Consider the following 19,443-nt stretch of genomic DNA (forward strand, 5'->3'; position numbering starts at 1 on the left):
ATTAGAATCACGGTTTGATTAGCAGACTTGGGAGTGTAGCATGACCGAATCCGAATTTTTGGCCCTGGCCGAGTCCACCCTGGACGAGATCGAACGGGCGTTCGACCGCCTGTTCGAGCAGGATATCGTCGACGTGGAGTGCAAGCGCAGCGGCAACGTGCTCGAGATCGAGTTCGTCGACAACGGCTCGAAGATCATCGTCAACAGCCAGGCGCCGTTGCAGGAAATGTGGATCGCGGCGCGCGCCGGCGGTTTTCACTACAAGCGCGTGGGCGACGAGTGGCGCAATACGCGCGACAACACGGAGTTCTTCACGGCCCTGTCCGATTTCGCCACGGAGCAGGGCGGCGCGCCCGTCAAATTAAAATAACTCGTTGCGCACGGCGTCGTGCGACTTTTGCTCCGACGCCGGCGCGACCGGCCCCACGTCGAGCGACTGCACCCCCGTGCCCGGCGGATTCTCGGCGTAATAATATTCGTCGCCGTACTGCACGAGGCCCGGCGGCACCGGGCGCTCGACCACCGGCTCGTTCTTGAGCGCCTTCTGCATGAAGCCGATCCAGATCGGCAGCGCCAGGCCGCCGCCCGTTTCCCGGTTGCCCAGGTTGCGCGGCTGGTCGTAGCCGATCCACGCGATGCCCACCAGGTGCGGCTGGTAGCCCGCGAACCAGGCGTCGATCGAATCGTTCGTCGTCCCCGTCTTGCCCGCGATGTCCGGGCGTTTCAGGATCTGCCCCGCCTTCGCGGCCGTGCCGTAGCGGGCCACGTCCTTGAGCATGCTGTCCATCAGCCACGCGTTGCGCTCGTCGATGACGCGATTGGCTTCGATGCCGGCGCGGTCCGGGCGCGCTTCCGACAGCACCTTGCCGTCCGCGTCCGTCACCTTGGAGATGATGTAGGGACTGATGCGGTAGCCGCCGTTGGCGAACACGGAGTAGGCGCCGGCCAGCTGCAGCGGCGTCGTCGCGCCGGAGCCCAGCGCGAGCGTCAGGTACGGCGGGTTCTTGTCGGGATCGAAGCCGAAGCGCATCGCGTATTCCTGGCCGTAGCGGGCGCCGATCTTGTTCAGGATGCGGATCGAAATCATGTTCTTCGACTTGGTCAGGCCGCGCCGCATCGTCATCGGGCCTTCGTACTTGTTGTCGTAGTTCTTCGGTTCCCACGCCTGGCCGCCCGTCGAGCCGGCGTCGAACGAGATCGGCGCGTCGTTGATGACGGTGGCGGGCGAGAAGCCGCGTTCCAGCGCCGCCGAATAGATGAACGGCTTGAACGAGGACCCCGGCTGGCGCCACGCCTGCGTCACGTGGTTGAACTTGCTGCGGTTGAAATCGAAGCCGCCCACCAGCGCGCGGATCGCGCCGTCGTCCGGGTTCACCGCGATGAAGGCCGATTCCACTTCCGGCAGCTGCGTGATGTTCCACGACGAGCCGCCGTCCTGCGTGACGCGGATGACGGCGCCGCGGCGCACGCGCCGGGTCTCGGCCGCCTTCGGCGACAGCCAGTCTTTCGCGAACGCCAGGCCGGATCCCGCGATCGTGATCTCCTCGCCCGAGGCCAGCACGGCCTTCACCTGCGTGGGCGATGCCGACAGCACGACGGCCGCGACGATGTCGTCCGAGTCCGGATGCTCGGCCAGCTCCGCCTCGATGGCTTCGTCGGCGTCGCCCTTGGCGTCCGGGATGTCGATGTATTTTTCCGGGCCGCGGTACGGGTGGCGGCGCTCGTAGTCCATCACGCCGCGGCGCAGGGCCAGGTAGGCGGCGTCCTGGTCGGCCTTGGTGATCGTCGTGAACACGTTCAGGCCGCGCGTATAGGTGTCTTCCTTGAACTGCTCGTAGACCAGCTGGCGCGCCATCTCGGCCACGTATTCGGCATGCACGCCGAACGCCGTGCTGTCCGTCTTGATCTTGAGTTCCTCGTTCTTCGCCTGTTCGTACTGGGCGTCGGTGATGTAGTGCAGCTCGTGCATGCGTTGCAGGATGTACTGCTGGCGCACGCGCGCGCGCTTGGGATTGACGACGGGGTTGTACGCGGACGGCGCCTTGGGCAGGCCGGCCAGCATCGCCGCTTCCGCGATCGAGATGTCTTTCAGGTCCTTGCCGAAGTAGATCTGCGCGGCCGACGAGAAACCGAACGCGCGCTGCCCCAGGTAGATCTGGTTCATGTAGACCTCGAGGATCTGGTCCTTGGTGAGGTTCTTCTCGATCTTGTACGCGAGCAGGGCCTCGTAGGCCTTGCGCTTGAGGGTCTGCTCGGACGACAGGAAGAAGTTGCGCGCCACCTGCTGGGTGATGGTCGACGCGCCCTGGCGCGCGCCGCCGGTGGCGTTGTGGATGGCCGCGCGCAGGATGCCCCAGTAGTCCACGCCGCCGTGTTCGTAGAAGCGGTCGTCCTCGATCGCGAGCACGGCCTTCTTCATCACGTCGGGAATGTCCTTGAAGTGGACGAGGGTGCGGCGCTCCTCGCCGAATTCGCCGATCAGCACGTTGTCGGCCGTGAAGATCCGCAGCGGCATCTTGGGCCGGTAGTCGGTGAGGGTGTCGAGGGCAGGCAGGTTCGGATACGCGATCGCCAGCGCGAACACGACCACCAGCACGCCGCAGGCGGCCAGTCCCGCCAGCGTGGCCAGGACGGTCAGGAGGATGCGCTTGGGAGTGTGTTTCGGCGAAGAAGACTGCGGCGCGGGGCTGCCCCCGGTTTGGGATGCTTTCATGCGGATGTGGCTCGCTTTATTGATCCATTTCATTATAAGGCACGCTTGTATCTGAGGCACTGCTAGACAAGTGAACAACAGGTGTGAAAACTCCTGCAATATTGATCGATATCAGACTGTAACGAAGTGTCGCTTTCCTGCTTCGTCACTATATGTTCCCGTGTAGAAATTTCTTGTCCTAGCACATCAGTATTGCTACGATTCAAGGCGGTGCCTGATATATGCACGCTGTATTTCTACAAATATCAATAAATATCAATCGTTCCCCACGCGGGCGTTCAAAAGCGTTTCGACATTCTGGAATGCAAAAGTAGCAGAGAGGGAGTGCGCTCGTGATCAGTCTAGGTTCCTTGTTCGGACAAAAGAGCCCGCCGCTGGCCGGTCTCGACATCAGTACGTCCGGCGTGCGCCTGGTCGAATTGTCCGACAGCGGCAAGGGCGAATTGCGACTGGAGCGCCACGCGGCGGAGCCGCTGCCGCGCGGCGCCGTCGTCGACGGCAATATCGAGAACATCGAGGCGGTGTCGGACGCCGTGCGCCGCGTCGTGCAGAAGAGCGGCACCCGCCTCAAGCACGTGGCGCTCGGCATGCCGCCCGCCGCCGTCATCACCAAGAAGATCATCCTGCCCGCCGGCCTGCCGGAAGACCAGCTCGAAGTGCAGGTCGAGTCCGAGGCCAGCCAGTACATCCCGTTCGCGCTGGACGAGGTCAGCCTCGACTTCGACGTGATCGGGCCGGCCGCCAATTCGCCCGAGGACATGGAAGTGATGCTGGCCGCCGCGCGCCGCGAAAAGGTCGAGGACCGCGTCGCCATCGCCGAGGCGGCGGGCCTGACGGCGCTCGTGATGGACATCGAATCGTATGCCGCCCGCGCCGCGCTGCAGCGCCTGCTCGACGGCGACAAGGGCCCGCAGGACCGCATCGTCGCGCTGTTCCAGATCGGCGCCAACGCCACCCATGTCTCGGTGCTGCAGAACGGCGAGACCGTCTATGAACGCGAGCAGCCGTTCGGCGGCGTGCAGCTGACCCAGGACATCGTGCGCGCCTACGGCCTCTCGTTCGAAGAGGCGGAAACGCGCAAGAAGGCGGGCGACCTGCCGGACAATTATCGCGCCGACCTGCTGGCGCCCTGGCTGGAAAACGCGGCGCTGGAAGTCACGCGCGCGATCCAGTTCTTCTACACGTCGACGCCGTACACGCGCATCGACCAGATCGTCCTCGGCGGCGGCAGCGCCCAGCTGGCCGGCCTGCCCGACATCATCGCGGGCCGCACGCGCATCGCGACCTCCGTCGTGGCGCCGTTCCACGGCATGCAGATGGGGGCCGCCGTGCGCGAGCAGCAGCTGCGCCTCGACGCGCCGGGCTATCTCGTCGCCTGCGGCCTCGCCTTGCGGAGGTTCGGCTGATGATCCGCATTAACCTGCTCCCGCACCGGGAAGCGAAGCGCAAGCAGAAGCAGACCGCGTTCACCGCGCTGCTGGCCCTGGGGGCCGTGACCGGCGTCGCGCTCGTGCTGCTCGTGGGCGGCTACAACACCAGCCGCATCCTTGTCCAGAACGTACGCAACCAGGTGCTCAAGAACGCCAACGCGGAACTGGACAAGAAGATCAGAAAGATCGCCAGCCTGAAATCCGAAATCGAGGCGCTGAAGGCGCGCCAGCAGGCCGTCGAAGACCTGCAGGGCGACCGCAACCAGCCCGTCTACCTGCTCGACGAACTGGTGCGCCAGACGCCCGAAGGCGTGTACCTCAAGGGCCTCAAGCAGGACGGCCAGCGCGTGATGCTGAACGGCTACGCGCAGTCGCAGGAGCGCGTGGCGGAACTGCTGCGCAACCTGTCCGGCGGCTCGCCGTGGCTCGAACGCCCGGACCTGACCGAGGTCCGCGCGGCCACGCTCGCGCAGAACAAGACCGGACGCAAGGTCGTCGAATTCACGCTCTTCGTCTCGATCAAGCGCGCCCGCCAGAGCGACGACGACGGCAAGCCGTCCGCCGCAAAGGCAGGCAAAACCGCAGGCGGCACCAAGTCATGAACATCGATCTGAAACAGTCTTTCGCCGACCTGGCGGGCCAGTTCGAGGGCCTGCAGGGACGCCATCCGGGCTTGTGGCCGCTGGCGCCGCGCCTGCTGTGCGCGGCCGGCGTGATGGCCGCCGTCCTCGGTCTCGGCTACTTCTTTTACTGGAGCGACCAGTTCCAGGAACAGGATGCGTTGGCCGCGCAGGAACTCAAGCTGCGCGACGACTACAGGGTCAAGATGGCGCAGGCCATCAACCTGGACGCGCTGGAAGCCCAGCAGCAGCAGGTGAACCGCTACGTCGAGCGCCTGGAAAAGCAGTTGCCGAGCAAGGCCGAGATGGCCGCGCTGCTGTCCGACATCAACCAGGCCGGCATCGGGCGCGGCCTGCAGTTCGAGCTGTTCAAGCCGGGCCAGGTCGTCGTCAAGGATTACTATGCCGAGCTGCCGATCGACATCAAGGTGAGCGGCCATTACCACGACATCGGCGAGTTCGCGGCCGACATGGCGAAGATGCCGCGCATCGTCACCCTGAACAACCTGGCCATAACGGCCGGCAAGGACGGCATGCTGTCGCTGGACGCCGTCGCCAAGACCTTCCGCTATCTCGACCAGGACGAGCTGGATGCGCAGGCCAAGGCGCGCAAGGCCAAGAAGAACGGCAAGGAGACGAAGAAATGAGCGCGCGCATCGTGATGGGCATGGCGCTGGCGTCCGCGCTGCTGGCCGGCTGCGGCGCTTCCGACGTGCGCGAGGTGCAGGACTGGATGGACCAGGTGCGGCGCGACACCCATCCGTCCGTGAAGCCGCTGCCCGAACCCAAGGATTTCCTGCCGTACGCCTATGGCGCCAAGGATGCCGTCGACCCGTTCAATCCGACCAAGCTGCTGGGCGAACTGGCCCGCGCGGCGGCGACCTCCGACAACCCGAACCAGCCCGACATGCAACGGCCGCGCGAGCTGCTGGAGACCTTCCCGCTCGACACCATGCAGATGGTCGGCACGATCGAAAAGGGCGGCGCGCGCTACGCGCTGCTGCAGGTCGACCGCTCGCTGTACCAGGTCACGACAGGCCAGCGCATCGGCCAGAACTTCGGCGTGGTCACGCACGTGGGCGAGGACGCCGTCGACATCCGCGAAGTGGTGCAGGACGCCGCCGGCGAATGGACCGGACGCATGACGAAGCTGGAGCTGCAAATCAAGGAGAACCATAAATGACCCGATTCCTTTCCGTCGCGGGCGGCGTGCTGCTGGCATTGGCCTCGGCCTGCGCCTGGGCCCAGGACAACGCGATCGAGTCGATCAGCGCCAACCAGCAGGGCGGCAACGTCGTCATCAAGGTGAGCATGAAGGAAGCGCCCAAGCAGCTGCCGATCGGGTTCTCGATCACGAACCCGGCCCGCATCGCGCTCGATTTCGCTTCCACCGCCAACGCCACCGGCAAGAATGCCCAGGACATCGACCTCGGCGACGTGCGCGCCGTGAACGTCGTGCAGGCGGGCGAGCGCACGCGCCTCGTACTGAACCTCAAGCGCGTGCTGAACTATGCCGCCGCAATCGACGGCAAGGACGTCATCGTCACCGTCGAAGGCTCGGGCGCACCGGCGCGCGCCGTCGACGCGGCCGGCCAGCCGGCCAACACGGCAGCCGCCGCGCCGGCGCCGGCCCAGCTGCTGCGCGACCTCGATTTCCGCCGCGGCAGCAACGGCGAAGGCCGCATCGTCGTCGACCTGCCGAACGGCCAGGTCGCCGTCGACGTGCGCCAGGTCGGCGCGCAGATCCTGGTCGACTTCCTGAAGACCGGCGTGCCGCCCAGCTTGCGCCGCCGCCTGGACGTGACCGACTTCGGCACGCCCGTGTCGCGCATCACGACGACGCCGCAGGGCGAGAACACGCACATGGTCGTGGACACCCAGGGCAACTGGGAGCAGAGCGTCTACCAGAGCGACACCCAGCTCGTCATCGACGTCAAGCCCGTCAAGGACGACCCGAACCGCCCGGCCGGCGGCGCGGGCACGGGCTACCGGGGCGAGAAGCTGTCGTTCAACTTCCAGAACGTCGAGGTGCGCCAGGCGCTGCAGGCGATCGCCGACATCTCGGGCCTGAACATCATCACCAGCGATTCCGTCACCGGCAACCTCACGCTGCGCCTGAAGGACGTGCCGTGGGACCAGGCGCTCGACGTCGTCCTGCAGGCCAAGGGCCTGGACATGCGCAAGAACGGCAACGTGCTGTGGATCGCGCCGAAGGAAGAACTGCTGACCAAGGAAAAGCTGGAGCTCGAGCAGAGGGCCCAGATCTCCGACCTGGAGCCGCTGCGCTCCGAGGTCTTCCAGCTGAACTACCAGAAGGCCGAAGCCTTCCGTTCCGTGTTCGGCCTGGACGCCAACGGCGGCGCGAGCAGCGAAGGCGGCGGCAAGAACCGCGTGCTGTCCAAGCGCGGCAGCGCCATCATCGATCCGCGCACGAACCAGCTGTTCGTGACCGACATCGCCTCCAAGCTCGAGGACATCCGCAAGCTGATCCAGAAGACCGACGTCGCGACCAAGCAGGTGCTCGTCGAAGCCCGCCTCGTGGAAGCCAACGACGGCTTCTCGCGCAATCTCGGCGCCAAGCTCGGTTTCGCCGACCTGCGCGGCTTCCGCGGCGGCGACGCCGGCTACCAGGTCAGCGGCAACCAGCGCGTGGCCGTCGGCGGCAACCTGACGGGCGTCGGCCAGGTCACCGGCCAGACGCCGGACAAGGGCGACGGCTACACCAACACGACGCTCGTGAACCTGCCGGCGGCCGGCATCAACGGCACCAACGCGCCGTCGATCGCCTTCTCGCTGTTCTCGTCGGCCGCCAACCGCTTCCTCAACCTGGAACTGTCGGCGCTGGAAGCGGACGGCAAGGGCAAGATCATCTCCAGCCCGCGCGTCGTCACCGAAGACAACGTCCCGGCCATCATCGAGCAGGGCGTCGAGCTGCCGTACCAGCAGGCCACGAGCAGCGGCGCCACGTCGGTCACGTTCAAGAAGGCGAACCTCAAGCTGGAAGTCACGCCGCAGATCACGCCGGACGGCAACGTCGTGCTCGACGTGGACGTCGCCAAGGATTCGAAGGGCGAGTCGACGTCGTCGGGCTTCGCCATCAACACCCAGCACGTGAAGACGAAGGTGATGGTCGAGAACGGCGGCACGGTGGTCCTGGGCGGTATCTACCAGATGACCGAGTCCCGCAACGACGACAAGGTGCCGCTGATCGGCGACATCCCCGTCGTGGGCAATCTGTTCAAGTCGACGTCGCGCCAGAACACCAAGACCGAGCTGCTCGTCTTCATCACGCCGAAGATCGTGGCCGAGCGCCTGCAGAACGGTCATTGACAGAACCATCAACAACAGCAAAGACATGAACAACTTCAACAACGAAGCAGCACGCCGCCACGGCGTGCGCGCGGCCGGCCTGCTGATGGCCATGGTGCTGACCGCGTGCGGCGGCGGCGGCGGCAATCCGGGCGTGACGACCGGCAGCTCGGGCTCCGGCGGCACCGGCACCAACGGCGGCACGGGCACCGGCACGACCGCGACCGCGGCACCGACCGTCACGCTGGGTTTCACGAACGCGGCCGGCGCCTCGTCCAACGCGCTGACCGGCGCCACGCCGCTGACCGTCAAGGCCACCGTGCTGGATGCGAACAAGAAGCCGGTCCCGAACGCGATCGTGACCTTCGCCACCGACAATACGCTGGCCGTGTTCTCGCCGACCGCCGGCACCGCGCTCACGGATGCCAGCGGCGTCGCGACCATCAGCATGCGCGCCGCCAGCCTGTCCGCCGGCGGCGCGGGCACCGTGACCGCCACGTCCAGCGTGGCCGGCACCACCGCGACCGGCAGCGCGAACTATTCGGTCGGCGCGACCACGCTGGCCTTCGGCACGCTCACCGCGAGCCCGGCCAGCATCCAGGCGTACGGCTCGACCCTGCTGTCCGTCGACGTGCTGAACGGCTCGAGCAAGTACACGGACCAGCAGGTCAACGTCAGCTTCAGTTCCGCCTGCGTCACGGCCGGCAAGGCGACGCTCGCGGCGACCGTGCCGACCAATAACGGTACCGTGCAGACGGTCTATCGCGACAAGGGCTGCGGCAACAACGACATCGTCACCGTGTCGGCCGCGGGCGTCGCGAAGTCGGCGTCGACCACGCTGACGATCGCCCCGCCGGCCGCCGCCTCCGTGCAATTCGTCGCCGCGTCGCCCACGAGCCAGTCGATCGTGATCCAGGGCCAGGGCGGCAACGGCCGCACCGAGACGGCCACGCTGACGTTCAAGGTCGTCGACATCTTCGGCAATCCGCTCGCGGGCCAGCAGGTGAACTTCTCGACGACCGCGCCGTCGATCACGATCAACAAGGCCAGCGACACCACCGACGCCACCGGCCAGGTCGTCACCACCGTGAATTCGGGCACCGTGCCGACGTCGTTCCGCGTCCAGGCCACGCTGCCGGGCACCGGCACCAACGGCGGCGCGGACATCTCCACCCTGTCCGACTCGATCGTCGTGACGACGGGCCTGCCCGTGCAGCGCGCGTTCTCGCTGAGCTCCGGCTCGTTCAACGTCGAGGGCTGGACCCTGGACAACCCGTCCGCCACGAACGTGCAGGTGATGCTGGCCGACGCCTTCGGCAACCCGGTCCCGGACGGCACCCCGGTCGTGTTCCAGACGAATATGGGCGCCATCGGCTCGGCCGACAAAGGCGGCTGCAATACCGTCAACGGCGTGTGCTCGGTGGCGTTCCGCACCCAGGCGCCGCGCACGGCGACGCCCGGCTCGCCGGCCACGCCGTGCAATGCCGTCGCCCCGGACGCGACCCGTCCCGGCCTGGCCACGGTCTGCGCCAGTTCGACGGACGGCACCAACACCGTGTACGCCAGGACCGCGATCTTCTTCAGCGGCAGCGCCGTCAAGAACGTGTACATGGACGGCAGCGCGACGCCGCTGGACCCGACGAAAACCGTCGATCTCGGCGCCATCAGCGGCAGTGCGACCAAGGTGTTCACGCTCCAGCTGAACGACGTGAACAACAACCCGATGCCGGCCGGCTCCAAGGTCGAGATCACGAGCATGCTCAACGGCACGGCCGCGCCGGTGATGCCCGGCACCGTGCCGAACGTCGCGCCGCATTCGACCGGCAACGTGGACGACCCGACCGGTATGACGGTCGGCAGCGGCCCGCAGGGTTCCACGCACGTGTTCAGCATTTCGAGCGCGAATCCGACCCAATGCGCGCCGGCCCAGGCCTCGTTCAACGTGACGGTGACGTCACCTTCTGGCTTGACGACCATTATTCCGTTTAAACTGTCGTTCACCTGCCCATAAGTTTTCTTAGGGGATGCCCGATTGCAACAAAACGGCCAGGGCAACCTGGCCGTTTTTATTTGAACGCGTACACGTGTCTGACTGTAAGAACAACAACATCTTCCTCGTCGGCCTGATGGGAGCCGGCAAGACCACCATCGGCCGCCTGCTGGCGCGGCGCCTGGACATGACCTTCATCGATTCCGACCACGAGATCGAAGCGCGCACCGGCGCCACGATCCCGTGGATCTTCGAGATCGAAGGCGAGGCCAGTTTCCGCCGCCGCGAAGCGGACGTGATCCGTGAACTCACCGCGCAGAACGGCATCGTGCTGGCCACGGGCGGCGGCGCCGTGCTGGACGCGGCCAGCCGCGCGCTGCTGGCGCAGCGGGGCACCGTGATCTATCTGCGCGCGAGCGTCGCCAGCATCCTGCAGCGCACGGCGCACGATAAAAACCGCCCGCTGCTGCAGACGGCCGACCCGCGCAGGAAACTGGAAGACCTGACCGCGCAACGCGAACCGCTGTACCGCGAGATCGCCGACATCGTCATCGACACGGGCCGACCTAACGTACAATCGATGGTTCAGACCATCCTGGACCAGCTCGAGGCCGGCAACGCCGAGCGCGAGCGGGCCAAAGCAAAGGCGACAATGAACGAACAGGCATGCATTTCCCTTAACGTCGAACTGGGCGACCGCAGCTATCCGATCGCGATCGGACGAGGGTTGCTGGACGACGCTTCCCTTTTACACCGCCACATCGGCGGCAGCGGCAAGGTGGCCATCGTCACCAACACGACCGTCGCGCCGCTGTACCTGGAAAAGGTCGCGGCGCCGCTGCGCGCGGCCGGCCGCGACGTCGTGCCCATCATCCTGCGCGACGGCGAGGAATATAAAACCTGGGAGAGCCTGAACGAGGTGTTCGACGCTCTGCTGGCGAACAAGTGCGACCGCAAGACCACGCTGGTGGCGCTGGGCGGCGGCGTGATCGGCGACATGACGGGCTTCGCGGCCGCGACCTATATGCGCGGCGTGCCGTTCGTGCAGATCCCGACCACGCTGCTCGCGCAAGTCGATTCGTCCGTGGGCGGCAAGACGGGCATCAACCACCCGCTGGGCAAGAACATGATCGGCGCGTTCTACCAGCCGCGCGCCGTCATCGCGGACACCGCCACGCTCGACACCCTGCCGGACCGCGAGCTGTCGGCCGGCCTGGCGGAAGTCATCAAGCACGGCGCGATCCTCGACGCCCGCTTCTTCGACTGGATCGAGGCGAACGTCGCCAAGCTGATGGCGCGCGACCATGCGGCGCTCGCGCACGCGATCGCGCGCTCGTGCGAGATCAAGGCGGACGTCGTGGCGCGCGACGAGCGCGAAGGCGGCCTGCGCGCGGTGCTGAACTTCGGCCACACCTTCGGCCACGCGATCGAGTCCGGCCTGGGCTACGGCAAGTGGCTGCACGGCGAAGCGGTCGGCTGCGGCATGGTGATGGCGGCCGACCTGTCGCGCCGCCTGGGCCTGATCGACGATGCGGCCGTGGCGCGCGTGCGCGCGCTGGTGCAGGCGGCGGGGCTGCCGGTCGTCGCGCCGGACCTCGGCCTGGAACGCTGGATCGAGTTGATGGAAGTCGACAAGAAGAACGAGGGCGGCGCGATCAAGTTCATCCTCCTGAAGCCGCTGGGCAGCCCGAGCATCACGAACGCCCCGCGCGAACTGCTCGAGGCGACGTTGGAGAGTTGTACGAAATGATCGACTTCGACGCCCACCTGGCTCCTTACGCGGCGCACTCGTCGAAGAGCCGTGGGCGTCGCCACCAGGAAGCCGCGCCGGGCTCGCGCAGCGAGTTCCAGCGCGACCGCGACCGCATCATTCACTCGACCGCGTTCCGCCGGCTCGAATACAAGACCCAGGTCTTCCTGAACCACGAAGGGGACCTGTTCCGCACCCGCCTCACGCATTCGATCGAAGTGGCCCAGATCGCGCGCACCCTCGCGCGCGGCCTGCGCCTGAACGAGGACCTCGTCGAAGCGACGGCCCTCGCGCACGACCTGGGGCACACGCCGTTCGGCCACGTCGGCCAGGACGTGCTGAACGACTGCATGAAGGACTACGGCGGCTTCGAACACAATCTGCAAAGCCTGCGCGTCGTCGACCACCTGGAAGAGCACTACGGCGCCTTCGACGGCCTGAACCTGACGTTCGAGACGCGCGAAGGCATCTTGAAGCACTGCTCGCTGGCGAACGCGCGCCAGCTGGGGGAGCTGGGCCAGCGCTTCATCGACAGGACGCAACCGAGCCTGGAAGCGCAGCTGACGAACCTCGCCGACGAAATCGCGTACAACAACCACGACATCGACGACGGCCTGCGTTCCGGTTTGCTGACGATGAAGCAGATGGAAGAGGTGGACCTGTTCGCGCGCCTGCACCGCGAGGTCGTCCGCCAGTATCCGGGACTGCAGGGCCGGCGCGAGCTGTACGAGACGATCCGCCTGATGATCACGGCGATGACGGCCGACCTGGCCGCGACGTCGGCCGAGCTGCTGGCGGACGCCGCGCCGCAGAGCATCGAGGACGTGCGCGCCGGGCCGCCGCTGATCCGCTTCTCGCAAGCGATGCGCGCCGAGACGACGGCGCTGAAGCGCTTCCTGCACGCGAACCTGTACCGCCACTTCCAGGTGAACCGCATGCGCGTGAAGGCCAGCCGCATCGTGCACGAACTGTTCGACGCCTTCATGAGCGATCCCGTGCTGCTGCCGCCGGATTACCAGGCGGCGTCCGGCGACACGATGAAACAGGCGCGCAAGATCGCCGACTACATCGCCGGGATGACGGACCGGTATGCGATCAAGGAACACCGGCGCATCTATTCGCTCGATACGTTCTGACGCTTATCCAGCCTCATCTAACGCTTATTCGGTCCGGGCAAACACGCGCAGGCGATGTCCGTCCGGATCGGCGGCCGTGAACGTATAACCGAAATCGACCCGCGCCGGCGCCTGCAGGATGCGCGCGCCGGCCTCGCGCCATTTGACGTGCAAGGCATCGACCTCGGCATCGGCCGCGACGCGCAGCGCGAGCTCGCTGCCGCTGCCATGGAAATCGGCGGCCGGCACCGCATCGGACTTCGCCCACAGGCCCAGCATGCGCCCGTTTTCGAGCGGGAACAGGACGAACGCGGGGGCACTCTCGACGTGCTGCGCGTCCAGCAACTTGGCATACAGTCGCGCGCTCGCCTGCGGATCGGCGACGTAGAGGATGGTGTAGTTCGGGGTCAGCATGATGATCTCCTTCGTTGGTTGACAGTGCGGCCAGTGTAGGCGGCCACCCTGTCAATTCCTGTCAGGAGCCATCAATTCGGGGTCAGAGCATATTTCCTCGACAATTCGGGGTCAGAGCACATGTTAGGAACATGGCTCCGCAGCCATGTTCGATGCGGCTGCCGTTCGATAGCGCCGTACCTCGGCCCACGTCACGTTCGTGATCGCCGATACCTGTGCCGAGAAACCATTGCCGCAAAATGTGCTCTGACCCCGAATTGATGCTCTGACCCCGAATTTTGGTCAGGAGAATAGCGACGGTTTCGCGAGCTGCCCCAGCAGCTTTTTGATCGGCGCCGGCAGCGGGGCGGCGGCGATGGCCGACAAGTCCCACCACACATGGCCGGGCGGCGTGTCGCCCCGCTGATTCAGGCCGATGCGATACGGCTGGATGTGCAGGCGGTAGTGGGTAAAGCCGTGCATGAGCGGCAGCAGCGCCTCGACTTCGGCCACCGTGCCGAATTCGCCGGCGGCGCCGGCCAGCAGCGCCGCCGGCACGTCGTCGGCGTCGTCCAGCGCCACGTGGCCGTCGTATTCCGGCAGCGACAGCAGGCCGCCCCAGATGCCGCTGTCGGGCCGCTGCCGCAGCAGCACCTGGCCGGCGTCGACGACGGCCAGCATCAGCGCGCGCCGCTCCGGCGTCGCCTTCTTCGGCTTGGGCACGGGCAGCACGGACGTGCGGCCGGTCGCGAACGCCACGCAGCGATCCTGCAGCGGACAGCGGCCGCAGTCCGGTTTGCCGCGCGTGCACAGTGTGGCGCCCAGGTCCATCAGGCCCTGCGTGTACGCTTCGATGCCGTCGCCGTCCGGCAGCAGGGCGTCGGCGCGGCGCCACAGGGCGTCTTCCACCGGCTTGATGCCCGGGTACTCGTCGATGCCGAACACGCGCGCGAACACGCGCTTCACGTTCCCGTCCAGGATCGCGGCGCGCGCCCCGCTGGAAAACGCGGCGATGGCGGCGGCCGTCGAGCGGCCGATGCCGGGCAGGTCGGCCAGCAGCGCGGGGTCGCTCGGAAACGTGCCGCCGTAGTCCGCGACGACGCGCCTGGCGCACGCGTGCAGGTTGCGCGCCCGGGTGTAGTAACCGAGGCCGCTCCAGTGGGCCATGACGTCGTCCGCCGGCGCCACGGCGAGGTCGTGCACGGTCGGGAAGCGTTCCAGGAAGCGCGCGTAATAGCCCAGCACCGCCGTCACCTGCGTCTGCTGCAGCATGATTTCGGAGAGCCAGATGCGGTAGGCGTCGCGCGTGTTTTGCCAGGGCAGGGCGTGGCGGCCGTGGGCGCGCTGCCAGTCGATGACGGCGCGCGAGAAGCTGGGGTCGGAGAGGATTTCGGTGTCGGTGCTGCGTTTCATGCTCGGTGTATCTGCCTCAGGCTGCTTGCAGTTCGGGCTGCCCGGCGCGCAGCGCGTCGGCCACCAGGCCGGAGAGCTCCGCCAGCCGCGCCTTGAGGCGCTCCAGGTCGTGTTGGGCCGCCTCGAAGGCGGCGATTTTCTGTTCCAGGCTTTCGGTGGCGTCCAGGATGCGCTGGATCGACGCCTGGCGGTGGCGCAGCTGGTCGCGGTGCTGGCGGATCTGCGCCTCGAGCGGCGCCATGATGACCTTGAGCCACGCCTCGGCGTCGCCGTTCGCCTCGCGGAACGCGAATTTGACGCGCGCCGCGATCGAGTCGAAGAAGCGTTCGAGCAGCGCGCCGCGGCTCGTGATGAGCAACGTCGCGGTGCCGAACTGTTTCAGGTAGATGGCTTCGATGGCGTCGATCTCGTGCCGGTAGCGTTCCAGCGACAGCGTGGCCGGCTGCGTCAGCGCGAGCCCGTGCTCGGCGGAGAAGCGGCGCACCATCGTGTCCATCATGGCCGCGATCTCGGCGATCTTCGCCTCCGCCGCGGCGAGGCTGGCGCGCGCCTGCTCGAAGAACACGCGCACCGGCGTGCGCATGCCGGTGGAAAAGCGCGCCGCTTCCATCGCGGTGCGCACGGCGTCGACGTGGGCCTGCACGACGTCCATGCCGATGGCGGAATACAGCTCCGTCGACAGGGTCGTGAACACGGCGCGCGTGCCCTGCAGCTTGAACAGGCTCGCGTCGAATTCCTTCTTTTCCATCTCGACGCGGCGCATCATGTGGGCGATCACGCCCTGGTTCTTGCCGCGCAGGCCTTGCAGTTCCTGCAACTGCTCGACGAGGTCGCGGCCGCGCGCGGCGAGCAGCGCGCCCTGGGCGCCGGCCAGCGCCGCGAGATCGCCCTGCAGCTGGCGGCGCAGGATGTCCTGGCGCGCCGGGATCAGTTCGTGGAACAGCGCCGATTCCAGCGCGCCCATGCGGCTTCGTTCGAACAGGCCGAGGTCGCCCGTGATCTTGCCGACGAGGGCCTTCTGCGCCGAGACCGGGAACACCTGCGCGTCCGCCACGCCCAGCAGGCGGGCCGCGTCGTGCTGCTGGCGCGCGATGGCGGCATCGTTGTCCTGCGGCGTCCTCAGTTCGTCCCACAGCGCGTCGATCTTGTTCAGCACGACGATGCGCCCCGGGCCTGCATTGATGTGCGTGCGCCAGACGTCGATGTCGCTCTTCGTGACGCCCGTCTCGGCGGCCAGGATGAACAGGACCGCGTGCGCGTTCGGGATCAGGTTCAGCGTCAGCTCGGGCTCCGTGCCGATCGCGTTCAGGCCCGGCGTGTCGAGGATCACGAGGCCTTGCTTGAGCAGCGGATGCGGCACGTTGATCAGCGCGTGGCGCCAGCGCGGGATCTCGACGAGGCCGTCGCTGCCCAGCGTGGGGGCGAGGTCGGGGTCGTCGGGGTCGTACAGGCCGAAGCGCTCGGCCTCGCTGGGGCTGACGCGGCGCGTCAGGCTCACCTGCAAAAAGCTCTCGTGCATGCGCTCGGGCGCGGACAGGTCCAGCGGCAGCACGGTCCAGGCATCCGGTACGTCGCGGTAGTCGCTCGTCGCCAGGCGCTCGGCGCGCGTCTCGATGGGCAGCAGGCGGATGCTCGGCGCCAGCTGCGGATCCCAGGCGAACTCGGTCGGGCACATCGTCGTGCGGCCGGGGCTCGACGGCACGATGCGCTGGCCGTAGTCGGCGAAGAAGATGGCGTTGATCAGCTCCGATTTGCCGCGCGAGAATTCGGCCACGAACGCGACCGACAGCCGGTCGTCGCGCAGCCGCGCGAGCGCGCGCACGACGCGCTGTTCCGCCGCGCCATCCAGCAGCTCGGCCGCCTGGGCCCAGCCGCGATACTGTTCCAGCGCCTGGGCGACCTGCGCGCGCCAGTCCGCGTATTGTTGTAAATCCTGCATGCTTGCGCCTCGTCTCTCACCTTACCGTTGGCAGACCGCGCAATAGAACGTGGACCGCTGGCCTTGCTTGATCTGGCGGACCGGGGTGCCACAGTTGCGGCAAGGCACTCCTGCACGATCATAGACGAAATATGTCTGCTGGAAATAGCCCGATTGGCCGTTTACGGCAATAAAGTCACGCAAGGTACTGCCGCCCTGCACGATGGCGGCGGCCAGGACGTCGCGGATGGCTTCGGCCAGCTTGTCGTAGCGGGCCCGGCTGATCTTGCCGGCCGCCGTCTTCGGATTGATGCCGGCGCGGAACAGGCTCTCGCAGGCGTAGATATTGCCGACGCCGACGACGATGTCGCCGGCCAGCAGCACCTGCTTGACCGGTGCGCTGCGGTTGCGCGTGGCCCGGTGGAGCAGGGCGCCGGAGAACGCGTCTTCGAGCGGTTCGACGCCCAGGCCGCGCAGCAGCACGTGCTGCGCCAGCTCACCGTCGTCGTGGCCGTGCCAGAGGACGGCGCCGAAGCGGCGCGGATCGTGCAGCCGCAGCACGCGCCGGCCCTCCGGGCCGCGCACGACGAGGTCGAAGTGGTCGTGCTTTTTCAGCTCGACGCCTTCCGGCAGCACGCGCAGATGGCCGGACATGCCCAGGTGGATGATCAGCGTGCCGTGCTCGAACGTCAGCAGCAGGTATTTGCCGCGCCGGCCCGTGCCGAGGATGCGGCGGCCGGCGAGCAACGCGCGCAGATTCGGCGGAAACGGCCAGCGCAGGCCGTCGCGGCGCAGCACGACGTCGTCGACGACACGATCTTCCAGGTGCGGCGCGACGCCGCGTCGCGTTACCTCAACTTCCGGCAATTCGGGCATGTATGACTAACAACGTGAGTGGAATGTAAATTCGTGTTGCAGCCGCGCACGCGGTACGGGTGCATGGCGTAAAATCGGACAACCTTGACGACGTGGGACTTGCCTTGAAAAACGCTTTCACCATTGTAACCCTCTCCGCACTGCTGTCGGCCTGCGCTGTGGCGCCCAAGCAGCAGCCGGTCCGGGATCTGTCCGACCAGCCGCTCGCCGCCGCCGAGGCCCGCGACCATCCGGATGCCGCCAAGACGAACGAGGACGATCAAAGCAAGGAAAACGCCCCCAACGTCAAGATGACCCCGGCCATGATGGCCCAGTTGATGCAGGCCGAAATGGCGTACAAGAAGGGCGACTGGCAAGGGCCGTACCTGACGATGATGAGCCTGGCCGAGCAGACGAAGGACCCGCGCCTGGCCAAGCGCGCCGCCGAGATGGCGCTGTCCGCCAAGCAGGCCGACGACGCCCTCGCCGCCGTGAAACTGTGGCGCCAGTACGCGCCGGACTCCGAAGAGGCCAGCCAGTACTATCTGGGGTTGATCATCCTGTCCGACAACCTCGGCGAGGCCGAACCCATCTTGAAACAGCGTCTGGCGGACGCGACGCCGGCCGCCCGCGGTCTCGTGATGTTCCAGATGCAGCAATTGCTGCTGCGTGCGAAGGACAAGGACGCGGGTATCGCCATGCTCGAGCGCCTCGTCGCGCCGTACGGCAACCTGATGGAAACGCACGTCGTGCTGGCCCAGGCGGCGCTGGCGCGCAACGACAAGGCAGCCGCGCGCCGCGAGGCCCAGGCGGCCCTGCAGATCAAGCCCGATTCCGAGATCGCCGTCCTGACGGTGGCCCAGGTCAGCGAGGACGAGGGCGGCGCGATCAAGGTGCTGAAGGATTTCCTCGCCGCCCACCCGGACGCGCGCGACGTCCGTGCGGCCTATGCGCGCCTGCTCGTCAACGAAAAACAGTACGAGGCTGCGCGCCAGGAGTTCCTCGTGCTGGACAAGGCCAAGCCGGACAACCCCGGCACCTTGTACGCGCTCGGCATCCTGTCGATGCAGATGAACGACCGACCGGCCGCGGAAAAATATTTCTCCCGCTTCGTCGACCTGATGGACAAGGCGCCGGAAGACGAGCACGACCCGTCCAAGGCCGTGATGATCCTGTCGCAGCTGGCCGAGGAGCGGGGCGATTACAAGGCCGCGGCCGACTGGCTCGACCGGCTCGACAGCGAAGACCCGAAGATCCAGTTCGGCGCCGAACTGCGCCGTGCCCAGCTGACCGCGAAGCAGGGCGACGTCGCCGGCGCGCGCAAGCTGCTGAGTACCCTCAAAACGGACGACAAGACGGAGCAGGCGCAGATCGTGCTTGTCGACGCGCAAATCCTGCGCGACGCGGGCAAGCCCAAGGAAGCGTTCAAGCTGATGGCGCAGGGCGTCAAGCGCTTCCCGGACAATATGGATTTCCTGTACGACTACGCCCTAATGGCCGAAAAGATGGGCAAGACGGCCGTCATGGAAAAATCGCTGCGTAAAGTGATCGCCAAGTCGCCGGACAATATGCAGGCCTATAACGCGCTCGGTTATTCGCTGGCCGACCGCAAGGTGCGCCTCAAGGAAGCGTATCGACTGATCGCCAAGGCCCTCAAAATGGCGCCGAACGACCCGTTCATCCTGGACAGCATGGGCTGGGTGCAATATCGCATGGGTAAGCTGGACGCGGCCGAGGCCCATCTGCGCCAGGCCTATGCGGCGCGCAACGACCCGGAAATCGCCGTGCACCTGGGCGAGGTGCTGTGGAAGAAGGGCCAGAAGGACGATGCCCGCAAGCTGTGGCGCGAAGCCCAGGCCAAGGATCCCAAGAACGACACGCTCAAGAGCACCCTCGCGCGTCTTCACGAGACCCTGTAAATAAACGCCTTCATGCCG

The 19,443-nt window shown here is 66.7% G+C and carries 15 protein-coding genes; 10 read left to right on the top strand and 5 right to left on the bottom strand.

The window, feature by feature from the left end:
- The first annotated feature begins 40 nt into the window (after window positions 1-40).
- Entirely contained in the window at window positions 41-370 is a 330-nt protein-coding gene (cyaY, locus tag ISF28_RS28175) for an iron donor protein CyaY (RefSeq protein WP_198120504.1), read from the top strand.
- Here cyaY and ISF28_RS28180 read toward each other — a convergent pair.
- On the bottom strand, window positions 362-2,713 hold the full coding sequence (locus ISF28_RS28180; protein ID WP_198120505.1) for a penicillin-binding protein 1A: 2,352 nt from the start codon (window positions 2,711-2,713) through the stop codon (window positions 362-364). The genes cyaY and ISF28_RS28180 overlap by 9 nt on opposite strands.
- Window positions 2,714-3,045: 332 nt before the next feature.
- Between ISF28_RS28180 and ISF28_RS28185 the strand changes: the two genes are divergently transcribed.
- From ISF28_RS28185 to ISF28_RS28220, 8 genes are all read left to right on the top strand, one after another.
- Window positions 3,046-4,119, top strand: coding sequence for a pilus assembly protein PilM (locus tag ISF28_RS28185; RefSeq protein WP_198120506.1), 1,074 nt, complete (start codon window positions 3,046-3,048; stop codon window positions 4,117-4,119).
- Window positions 4,119-4,745 (top strand): PilN domain-containing protein, encoded by a 627-nt coding sequence (locus ISF28_RS28190; RefSeq protein WP_198120507.1) that lies wholly within the window; start codon window positions 4,119-4,121, stop codon window positions 4,743-4,745. Before ISF28_RS28185 ends, ISF28_RS28190 begins: the two co-directional genes overlap by 1 nt.
- The gene (locus ISF28_RS28195) at window positions 4,742-5,410 is read left to right on the top strand and encodes a type IV pilus inner membrane component PilO (protein ID WP_198120508.1); all 669 of its coding nucleotides are present in this window, start codon (window positions 4,742-4,744) and stop codon (window positions 5,408-5,410) included. Before ISF28_RS28190 ends, ISF28_RS28195 begins: the two co-directional genes overlap by 4 nt.
- Window positions 5,407-5,946, top strand: coding sequence for a pilus assembly protein PilP (locus ISF28_RS28200; protein ID WP_229519440.1), 540 nt, complete (start codon window positions 5,407-5,409; stop codon window positions 5,944-5,946). Before ISF28_RS28195 ends, ISF28_RS28200 begins: the two co-directional genes overlap by 4 nt.
- Complete coding sequence (locus ISF28_RS28205; RefSeq protein ID WP_198120509.1) at window positions 5,943-8,093, top strand: type IV pilus secretin PilQ; 2,151 nt, start codon at window positions 5,943-5,945, stop codon at window positions 8,091-8,093. The genes ISF28_RS28200 and ISF28_RS28205 overlap by 4 nt, the downstream gene beginning before the upstream one ends.
- 25 nt (window positions 8,094-8,118) lie before the next feature.
- Complete coding sequence (locus ISF28_RS28210; RefSeq protein WP_198120510.1) at window positions 8,119-10,083, top strand: Ig-like domain-containing protein; 1,965 nt, start codon at window positions 8,119-8,121, stop codon at window positions 10,081-10,083.
- Between the two features lie 115 nt (window positions 10,084-10,198).
- Window positions 10,199-11,812 (top strand): bifunctional shikimate kinase/3-dehydroquinate synthase AroKB, encoded by a 1,614-nt coding sequence (gene aroKB, locus ISF28_RS28215; protein WP_229519443.1) that lies wholly within the window; start codon window positions 10,199-10,201, stop codon window positions 11,810-11,812.
- Window positions 11,809-12,948, top strand: a complete 1,140-nt coding sequence (locus tag ISF28_RS28220; RefSeq protein WP_198120512.1) for a deoxyguanosinetriphosphate triphosphohydrolase — start codon at window positions 11,809-11,811, stop codon at window positions 12,946-12,948. Before aroKB ends, ISF28_RS28220 begins: the two co-directional genes overlap by 4 nt.
- Before the next feature lie 24 nt (window positions 12,949-12,972).
- Here the strand turns inward: ISF28_RS28220 and ISF28_RS28225 are convergent, their stop codons facing one another.
- From ISF28_RS28225 to mutM, 4 genes are all read right to left on the bottom strand, one after another.
- Window positions 12,973-13,341 carry a VOC family protein gene (locus tag ISF28_RS28225; protein ID WP_198120513.1) on the bottom strand — a complete coding sequence of 123 codons (369 nt, stop codon included), beginning with the start codon at window positions 13,339-13,341 and terminating at the stop codon, window positions 12,973-12,975.
- Window positions 13,342-13,623: 282 nt separating this feature from the next.
- On the bottom strand, window positions 13,624-14,733 hold the full coding sequence (gene mutY, locus ISF28_RS28230; RefSeq protein ID WP_198120514.1) for an A/G-specific adenine glycosylase: 1,110 nt from the start codon (window positions 14,731-14,733) through the stop codon (window positions 13,624-13,626).
- A 16-nt stretch (window positions 14,734-14,749) separates the two neighbouring features.
- Window positions 14,750-16,672, bottom strand: coding sequence for a dynamin family protein (locus ISF28_RS28235; protein WP_198120515.1), 1,923 nt, complete (start codon window positions 16,670-16,672; stop codon window positions 14,750-14,752).
- Window positions 16,673-16,693: 21 nt separating this feature from the next.
- A complete protein-coding gene (gene mutM / locus ISF28_RS28240) occupies window positions 16,694-17,527 on the bottom strand; it encodes a bifunctional DNA-formamidopyrimidine glycosylase/DNA-(apurinic or apyrimidinic site) lyase (protein ID WP_198120516.1) in 834 nt (277 codons plus the stop codon).
- 104 nt (window positions 17,528-17,631) lie between these two features.
- Here mutM and ISF28_RS28245 point away from each other — a divergent pair, with 104 nt between their 5' ends.
- Window positions 17,632-19,425, top strand: a complete 1,794-nt coding sequence (locus ISF28_RS28245; RefSeq protein ID WP_198120517.1) for a tetratricopeptide repeat protein — start codon at window positions 17,632-17,634, stop codon at window positions 19,423-19,425.
- The last annotated feature ends 18 nt before the right edge of the window (window positions 19,426-19,443 follow it).

Origin of the sequence: Massilia rhizosphaerae (assembly GCF_016093545.1) — a bacterium.
Taxonomy (GTDB): domain Bacteria; phylum Pseudomonadota; class Gammaproteobacteria; order Burkholderiales; family Burkholderiaceae_D; genus Telluria; species Telluria rhizosphaerae.